General features: G+C 60.8%; 4 protein-coding genes and 1 pseudogene. 1 reads left to right on the top strand and 4 read right to left on the bottom strand.

The window, feature by feature from the left end:
* Window positions 1-425, top strand: a pseudogene (locus tag ACRXB1_RS28490) (EAL domain-containing protein); the annotation flags it as partial.
* Between the two features lie 30 nt (window positions 426-455).
* Here the strand turns inward: ACRXB1_RS28490 and ACRXB1_RS28485 are convergent.
* The 4 genes from ACRXB1_RS28485 to xseA all read right to left on the bottom strand — a co-directional run.
* Window positions 456-2,513, bottom strand: a complete 2,058-nt coding sequence (locus ACRXB1_RS28485) for an ATP-binding protein (RefSeq protein ID WP_449493935.1) — start codon at window positions 2,511-2,513, stop codon at window positions 456-458.
* A 2-nt stretch (window positions 2,514-2,515) separates the two neighbouring features.
* Window positions 2,516-3,985 carry an ATPase domain-containing protein gene (locus tag ACRXB1_RS28480; RefSeq protein WP_449493934.1) on the bottom strand — a complete coding sequence of 490 codons (1,470 nt, stop codon included), beginning with the start codon at window positions 3,983-3,985 and terminating at the stop codon, window positions 2,516-2,518.
* A 232-nt stretch (window positions 3,986-4,217) separates the two neighbouring features.
* Entirely contained in the window at window positions 4,218-4,799 is a 582-nt protein-coding gene (gene sodB / locus ACRXB1_RS28475) for a superoxide dismutase [Fe] (protein WP_062000201.1), read from the bottom strand.
* Between the two features lie 242 nt (window positions 4,800-5,041).
* Window positions 5,042-5,864 (bottom strand): exodeoxyribonuclease VII large subunit (gene xseA / locus ACRXB1_RS28470; RefSeq protein WP_449493933.1); only part of this gene is annotated, 823 nt, incomplete at its 5' end.

The raw sequence follows: 5,864 nt of genomic DNA, 5'->3' as shown, positions 1-5,864 counted from the left end.
TGGCGCAATCGGCGCGGCTCGCGCCCTACGTAGGCGCACTGGAGAGTGCTGCGGCGCGTTTGGTGGAAGACGCCGGTCTCGCTGATGCAACCCGTGGCCTCCTCCAACTCCACGAAACGGCACGCTGCTTCCTACTCGATGCCTCCGGCCGCCAGATCGGCGACAACATCTTGCCGGCCGCACGGGCCTCGCAACGCGCGAAACGTTTCAGGCCACTGCTGCATTCGGAAGGCGCGAGCTGGGAGCGCCGACCGTATTTCATTGAAGCGTTGCGCACGCCTGATCGTGTTCACCTAACAGCGCCGTATCTTTCGATTAACGAAGCGCACTTGTGCGTGACGGCGTCGATCGCTGCATCGACGCCGCGCGGCATCGAAGTGCTGTGCGTGGACATCAACTGGGACGTGACCTCGCAACGGCGCTAAGCCCCTGTCGAGGTTGCTTATTGTAGATCTTCAGGCAGGCGCCGCCATCAACGCCGCTTTCACGGTGCGCGCGAGATCGCCGATCTGAAACGGCTTCCTGAGCACCGCGTACCCGTCCAACCGTTCCTTCGATACATCTACGTCCGCGTATCCTGTCGCCAGAATTACTGGCAATCGAGGGTGCGTGCGCTTTACCTCGGAAATCACTTCGAGCCCGTTCATGCCGGGCATCGCGAAGTCGACCATCAGCAAGTCAGGGTTATCTCTGTGCAGCCGATCGAGTCCAAGGCGCCCCTGTGCTGCTTCCGTCACGGTATATCCGAGCATCTTCAGGCAGTCGACGAGGAAGGTCCGTACATCGACGTCATCTTCAATGACAAGGATCCGCTGATGTCTGTCCGAGCGCTCTTCGAATGGCTCGGGCACGGTGACTTCGGCCACATGCCGCTCGCGCAGAGGCAACCATAGTTCAACGGTCGTGCCCTTGCCTTCTTCGCTGTGAATCCGCGCCGTGCCACCGGCTTGCGTCGCAATCCCGTAGACCTGGCTCAAGCCGAGGCCCGTGCCCTTGCCCACCGGCTTTGTGGTAAAGAACGGATCGAAAACGCGTGAGAGCAGCTCCGGGGCAATGCCTGTACCAGTGTCGCTTACGCCGATTACCACGTACTGCCCCGCCGGAACGGTTTTGTCCGGCGAGGCGCGCCGGTCCACAGTGATAGTCAGCAGGCCGCCGTCAGGCATCGCGTCGCGCGCGTTGATTCCTAGGTTCAGCACAGCGAGTTCGAGCTGGTTGGCATCTGCGTCGGTCCAGGCTTCGTCCACGTTGAAACGCGTGCCGAAATGAATACCCGTTCCCAGCGATAACGCCAGCATGTCGCGCATGCCATGCAGCATCGAAATGACGTCTATGGCCTTTAGATCCAGATTGCTGCTGCGTGAAAACGTCAGCAACTGACCGGTGAGCTTGGCGCCACGCTCGGTTGCGCGCTTAACCGTCTGCGCCATGTTCTGCACGCGCTCGTCGCGGCTCACGCGCGTGATCAGTTCGGCGTTGCCCATGATCACGTTCAGTAGGTTATTGAAATCGTGCGCGATACCACCCGTCAGTTGCCCGAGCGCTTCCATTTTTTGCGCCTGCACGAGCACCGCCTGGACCTTTGCGCGTTCGTTGATTTCCTTCATGAGCCGGTCGTTCGCCGACGCCAGTTCCTGCGTCCGCTCGGCGATCCGGCTTTCTAGGGTGTCGTTAAGACGCTCGACCACGAGTTGGCTTGCGAGGATCTTTTCGTTGACCGCGTGCCGGTCGGTGACATCAAGCGATACACCGATGATTCTCGTCGTCACCGCGCCGGTCGTGCTATTAACAGAGCGCATTGGATGGCCGCGTGACTCGACCCAATGTATCGATCCGTCCGGCCACATCGCCCGATATTCCACCGAGAGATTCGTGTTCTCTTCGATGCAGCGTTCGAGCGCCCTGTGACGCATCTCGCGGTCTTCAGGATGAATTGCTTCCACGAGCTGCGCGTAATCCACAGTCGGCGCCTTGAGCCCGAAGATCTTGCGAAACGCCTCGGTTGAGCGCAGCGCGCCAGTCTCGACATCGAGTTCCCACGATCCCAGCCGTCCGGCCGCGAGCGCCAGATGCAACCGCTCCTGCGATTCAACGCGCTCGACAAGCTGACGCCGCGCCTCGTACTGCCTCATCCGCGCGCGCAACGAAGACGCCACCGCGCGCCGCAAAGTTTCGGCATGCAGCGGCCGTTCGAGCACAATCACGTTGCCGAGCTTTTCGAGCAATTCGAGCGCGTGCTTTGGACGCCGTTCCATGCGTTTCGTGGCGAGCAGGATGAGTGGGAAATCGGACCAGGTCGGCTGCTGTTCGAGCCAGTGGAAAAACTGCGGCATGTCGTCGTCGGTGAGGGCTTCTTCAGCAATCAACGCCGTGCCCGCGCTTGCGCGCAGTTCGGCATTTAGCATTGCTGCGTCGGTGCACACCAGACATTTGCGGCCGTCGCGGCTCAGGACTTCACCGATGACGTCGGCATCTCGGCCGCGGGGGGCAAGGATCAGGACTCGGTTCTCCACAGCTACGCGTCCTTACGACCAACACGCCCGAGGATTTCGGTGTCGCCACGATACGACGGCAGTCCGGCCAGCACGCCATCGAAATCGCGCAGCGCTTCGCTCACTTCTATCCCTCCGCGAGCCAGCCGGAATTGCCGGATCGTGCGCTCGTGTGCACTGCCACGGCTCTTGACAGCCGCAAGCGCGGTTAGGACTTCGCCCTGATGCTCGAAATAGCGGAACAGGATCATAGTATCGCTGAGATAGCTGATATCGATATCCGTCTCCACCTCGCCCACGATTCCATGCTGCCCGAGCACGAGCATAGTCACCACGCCGCGCTGGTTCAGGTAGCCGAGCAGTTCATGCATCTGCAACAACAGATAACGCTCGCCAGGCATCGCCTGAAGGTACGCATTCAAACTGTCGATGGCCACATAACGCACGCCCTCCTCTTCGACGGCGTCACGCACATCGCTTGTGAACTGTCCTGGCGACATTTCCGCCGGATCGATCTGGCGCAACGTCAACTGGCCGTTTTCAAGGAACGGCGAGAGATCCATGCCGAGCGCCTTCGAACGCAGCAAGAGCGTGCGGAGGGTTTCATCGAAGAGGTAGTACATGCAGCGCTCGCCGCGTTTTAACGCCGCCATCAGGCAGCACACCACGGTGGTCGTTTTCCCCACGCCCGATGGCCCGATCAGCAACGTGTTTGTGCCAGGAATGAGGCCGCCGCCGAGCAACGCGTCGAGGCCCTCCGATCCCGTGCTCAACGGCGTGCTGGAAAATTCCGCGTGATGCTCGGCCGCGACCAGCCGCGGATACACATCGATACCGCCCGTCTCCAGCGTGAAATCGTGGAACCCCTCGCGAAACTTGAGGCCCCGCATCTTCGCCACACGCAGCCTGCGGCGCGCGCCGCCGTAATCGTGTACGAGCTGATCCAGGCTGACCACGCCATGCGCGATGCTGTGAAGCTGAAGGTCGCTTGGGTCGGAGGTGTTGTCGTCGAGCAGGAGGACCGTGCAGTCGCGCGTTGCGAAGTAGCGCTTCAGCGCGAGGATTTGCCGGCGGTATCGAAGCGGATTCTGCGAAAGCAACCGCAATTCCGACAAGCTGTCCAGCACGATCCGGGCAGGCTTGATCGCCTCGACCTGATGCATCACGTTCTTGACGGTCTCACCAAGCTCCACTTCCGCGGGATGCAGGACCGACTGTTCGTACTCGGGGTCCAGCCCTTCGTCCGAAAGCAGCTCGACAATGGAAATGGCGTCGACTTCCCAGCCATGGGCATCGGCTACGGCGAGCAGTTCCGAGCGCGTCTCGGAGAGCGTGATGTAAAGCCCGGCCTCGCCCACCTCTGCGCCCTTGAGTAAAAATTGCAGCGCCAGGGTGGTTTTGCCCGCTCCCGGGGACCCCTCCACCAGATAGACGCGGTTAGGCGTCAGGCCGCCGCCCAGGATGTTGTCGAGTCCGTCAACCCCGGTCGACATTCGTGGAGTAGCAGGCACCGGCTGGCGGTTATTTCTCATAATATTAATTGTCGCTGAGCTCGCTTTCGCAATAACGCAAGGCATGAGCAAGGAACAGGCCCACCTTCAGCGGACGTTTAACGCAAAAAGCCCTCTATGCAGAGGGCTTTTTATTTCGGACACGGCGTGAATTTTTAGACCCCATGCCTTTCCGAACGGTTATTGCTTACGAAATCAGGGAGCTTGTGAAAGCTCAGGCACCGAAATTCTTCGATGCAAATTCCCAGTTCGCGATATTCCAGAATGCTTCGATGAACTTCGGACGTGCATTACGATAGTCGATGTAATACGCGTGTTCCCAGACGTCGATGGTCAGGAGCGCTTTCGCGTCCGTGGTCAGCGGCGTAGCGGCATTGCTGGTCGAGACGATATCGAGCGAGCCATCCGGCTTCTTCACGAGCCACGTCCAGCCCGAACCGAACGTGCCGGTTGCGACCTTCGCGAACTCTTCCTTGAACTTGTCGAACGAGCCGTACTTGGCGTTGATCGCGTCGGCGAGCGCGCCGGCCGGAGCACCGCCACCCTTGGGCGACAGGCTGTTCCAGAAGAACGTGTGGTTCCAGACCTGGGCTGCGTTATTGAACACGCCGCCCGATGCCTTCTTGACGATTTCTTCGAGCGGCAGGTTTTCGAATTCGGTACCCGGAATCAGCTTGTTCAGGTTCGTCACATAGGTTTGATGATGCTTGCCATAGTGATACTCAAGCGTTTCTTCCGACATGTTCGGAGCAAGCGCGTTCTTTTCGAACGGCAACGGCGGGAGGGTATGTTCCATGGTGCGAGCTTCCTTCTATGTTGAATTATTGGGGGACGTGAGGAGTGAAGCAATGGAGCACTCGATTGTAGGCGAGTTGGGATAACCCCGCAAATTGCGGGTTTTTATGAGCATGATCGATTACGAAGCCATGGCAGCCGCGTAAAAAACGCTCCTGCAGACACGCCAGCCCGTCAAAACTACGGGCCTTTGGAGCCATGATCCGCAGCCGCTTTCCAACGCGTGCATGGAGCGTGCCGGGCTCAGAATTCGTCGGATAAACGGGGTTGTACATCGGCGAGCAAGACATCCGCCGCGCCTTCTGCGAGATGCACGGTCAGCGGCCGCTTCGGCTTCAGCGCATTCGGTGAACGCACCGCGCGCCCCGTTTGCGTATCGATTAACGCGGCGTAGCCACGCTCGAGCGTGCGTTGCGGACTCAGCACCTGCAATCTCGCCGATAACTCCGACACCCGCGCCGCCGCACGTTCGTGCCTGCGGCCCTGCGAGTCGCCCAGGCGCTGCGCGAGCCGCATCAGATGTTCACGCTCGGCGGCGAGATCGGGACGCCAGCGTTGCCAGCGCATGTGCACGAGCGCGAAGCGTGCGCGGGCATCACGCACCGGACGCGCTCCCGCCGATGCAAGCCGCGTCGTCAATTGCCGCAAGTGAACGCGCTGGCGTTCGAGCCGCTCGGTGGGGCTGACGAGCCGGCGCGCAAGCCAGTCGATTTGCTGCGCGCGCCGCTCCATCATCCGGCCGAAACCGCGTGCGAGCGATGCATGCCGATGATCCAGATCGCGCAGCAGCAAGACGCGTTGCGGGCTGACGAGTTCGGCCGCTGCCGTGGGCGTGGGCGCGCGGACATCGGCGGCGAAATCGGCGATGGTGAAATCCGTCTCGTGCCCTACGCCGCTGACAACGGGCATCGCGCTTTCGGCGATCGCACGCGCAAGGACTTCTTCGTTGAACGCCCACAAGTCTTCGATGGAACCACCGCCCCGGCAAACAATCAGCACATCGACTTCGCGGCGTGCGCTGGCTTCGTCGACCATGGCGGCGAGTTTCGCGGCCACACCCGCGCCA

The organism is Caballeronia sp. M23-90 (genome assembly GCF_053574605.1).
This window is presented reverse-complemented; position numbering and strand designations above follow the sequence as displayed.